Below are 2310 nucleotides of genomic sequence, written 5' to 3'. Positions count from 1 at the left end.
CGCCGTGAACTGCAGATCACCCCGACCGCGTACCTGCGGGCGTGCCGACTCGACGCGGCGACGATCATGAGGTACTTGTTCAGGCCCTGGAGCTTGTAGACCTGGACGGCCTCGAACAGGTTGTTCGTCGAGTCGGTCATGATCGTCGTGTAGTTCGAGCCGAAGCTGCCGGGGAAGTTGCCGATCGGCATGCTGGCCCGGTAGATCCGGCCGTTGTCACCGGCGAAGAACAGGTACATGTTCTGGTCGTCGCCGATGACCGCCTGGTCGATCGGGCCGGTGTTGGAGTTGGAGATGCTGCCGGTGAACAGCGTCTGCGCCGACGACCACCCGTTCGGATTGGTCGGGTCGCTGGAGGTCCGGTACGAGAAGGCCGTGCCGCCCCACTGGTAGGCCAGCACCCAGATGTTGCGCGGCGCGAAGTAGAACAGCGACGGCGCGACGGTCGCCGAGTTCATCGCGTTCTGACTGGCCGAGCCCATCTGCGAGTAGTTGCTGAAGAGGCCGAAGTTCATCGAGCCCCACGTGGTGCCGGTGTCGTGGGTGGTGGCGTAGACGAGTTGCTGGCCGTTGTACGGGGCGACGGTGAAGTCCTTCAGCGACACCCACCCGGACCTCGGCTGCGCCAGCGCGCCGGTCGACGACCAGCGGTACGACGAGGGAAGGTCACACGTGGTGGTCGGCGGCGGCGTGGTCGGCGTGGGCGTGGGCGTGGGCGTCTGGGTGCCGCCGCCGAGGGCGGCGAGCCTGAACTGCTGGTTGGTTTGTCCGTGGCAGTCGTAGAGCTGGATCTGGGCGCCGTTGGCGGTGCTCCAGGCGTCCAGGCATCGTCCGGACTGGACGTTGCTGATGGTGCCGTTGGAGTTGACGTTCCACTGCTGGTTGGTCTGGCTGTGGCAGCTGTAGATCTGCACTGCCGCGCCGTTGCCGGTGCCGGCCGCGTCGAGGCACATGGTGCCGTACACCTGGAGTTGTTTGTTCGAGGTGTAGGTCCAGGCCTGGTTGGTCTGCTTGTTGCAGTCGTAGAGCTGGACGCGGGTGCCGTTGTTACGCGAGGCGTTGGGTACGTCGATACACCGGCCGGACTGCGTGCCGACGATCTCACTGGCGGAGCCGGGTGGGACGGTCGGCGGGTCGGTGGGCGTCGGCGGGTCGGTCGGGGTCGGCGGGTCGGTCGGGGTTGGCGTCGACGGCAGCAGCGGGCAGGTGCTGCGGTAGGTGACCACGCCGCTGGAGTCCAGCAGGGGGCAGAGGAACTGGCTGTACCGGGTGTCGTTGTCGAGGAACATCTTGACGAACGGCAGCATGGTCCGGACCATCACCGGGTTCGACCGCCCGACCATGAAGCCATGATCCGCTCCGGCGACCTCCAGGTAGACGCTCTCCGTCGTGGCCGGGAGGCTGTTGTACAGGCCGGTGGCGTAGGACGGGGTGACCACCGTGTCCGCCTGACCGGCGAAGATCATGGTGGGGACCCGGTCGTTGGCCAGGTTCGACGACGGCGAGTACGGCGCGATGCCGACCACTGCCTTCAACGACGCGCGTCGCGTGGCTGCGCTCAGCGCGCCGCCGCCGCCCATCGAGTGACCGGCGACCGCCAGCCGGTTGGGGTCGACCCGGTCGCGTACGGGGCTCTGCTGCGTGAGGTAGTCCAGTGCGGCGAGCAACTGGGTGCCTCGGGCCGTGTCGAAGTCGTTGCGGCTGTTGGTCTCGATGCCGATCACGACGAAGCCGTGGGACGCCAGCCACGGCCCCATCCAGGCCAGTTCGGCGGAGAACAACGCCGTGTAACCCGGCGAGATCGCGATGGCCCCGAAGGTTCCCTGGCTGGTGTCGGTCGGGTAGTAGATCCGGCCGCCGTTGAAGCCGTATCCGGTCGGGACACTGACTGAGGTGTTGGCAAAGGGGCCGTTCACAGCGGTGACGCTGGTCCGGGTGGGGTCCGGGCCCCGCTGGTACGGGTTGTCGGCGGCCGACGCCGACCCGGTCGCCAGGGTGATGGTGAGCAACCCGACTGCGGCGGCGATCCCGGCTGCGGCGAGCGTGAACAGTCTCCCCTTCAGGCCGGTCGACACTCGGTCGGCCTTGGTGTTCCCCGTGGGCGGGGAGTGGTCTACAGGTCCTCGCACTGTCGGTACCTCCTGGTGGTGGAAGAGCGAGGGGCGGGCGGGCTCGTCGTGTGCCGAGCCTGCCCGCCCCCGGTGATGTCCGATCGTCAGCGTTGCAGGGTCAGCAGACCCGGCCGGTACGGCAGCAGGCCGTAGTCGCCGCCGGAGCTGGGGGAACGACCCTGGTAGAGCAGTTGCAGGT

Annotated in this window: 1 protein-coding gene; it reads right to left on the bottom strand. The window is 67.8% G+C overall.

Annotated elements, in window-relative coordinates:
* On the bottom strand, window positions 1–2075 hold a 2075-nt coding region (locus ABZ749_RS34055; protein WP_357235253.1), incomplete at its 3' end, for a non-reducing end alpha-L-arabinofuranosidase family hydrolase.
* Window positions 2076–2310: the final 235 nt, after the last annotated feature.

Origin of the sequence: Micromonospora sp. NPDC047753 (assembly GCF_040642735.1) — a bacterium.
GTDB lineage: Bacteria > Actinomycetota > Actinomycetes > Mycobacteriales > Micromonosporaceae > Micromonospora.
The sequence above is the reverse complement of the archived record's forward strand: the minus strand, read 5'-3'. Positions and strand labels throughout refer to the sequence as shown.